The organism is Gemmobacter lutimaris, from assembly GCF_003570715.1.
GTDB lineage: Bacteria > Pseudomonadota > Alphaproteobacteria > Rhodobacterales > Rhodobacteraceae > Gemmobacter > Gemmobacter lutimaris.
Window position 1 is genome coordinate 1 of sequence record NZ_QXXQ01000061.1, and the last position, 409, is coordinate 409.

At 56.0% G+C, this 409-nt stretch carries 1 protein-coding gene; it reads left to right on the top strand.

Annotated elements, in window-relative coordinates; translation table 11 throughout:
- On the top strand, window positions 1-308 hold a 308-nt coding region (locus D2N39_RS23510), incomplete at its 5' end, for a hypothetical protein (protein WP_233557394.1).
- Between the last annotated feature and the right edge of the window lie 101 nt (window positions 309-409).

The following is a 409-nucleotide window of genomic DNA, read 5'->3' on the forward strand; positions in this document are numbered from 1 at the left end:
CCTCATTGTCCAGAACCAAGCGCACTGCACGCTCGCGCACTTCGGGAGAAAACTTGTTCGTGGTCTTGCTCATGATGCTCCATCCTACTCAGAAGTTGGAGCCTCCGGCAAACCCGGCGCGGTTCAGATTAGTAGATTTCTATATTTTGGAGTGTTCAAGGATGTCCTTCGCGACGAAGTGCAAGACCGCGTTCCTCGGGATTTCATTGGTTCTGTCAGGCGAAGCTGCTCTGGCAGAAGCCTGCGACTATCGCCCCAGTCATTTGATCGCAGGCGGTGGAACGTATGCGGCGGTTCGGGCCCATTGATTTGATATATTCCTGACGCGTGACCCGCCTGCGAGAAGGCCTTCGTGAGCAGATGGAGGTCTTGTATGGCGGATGGTGGTGGTGGGTTCGTGGGCCGGTGC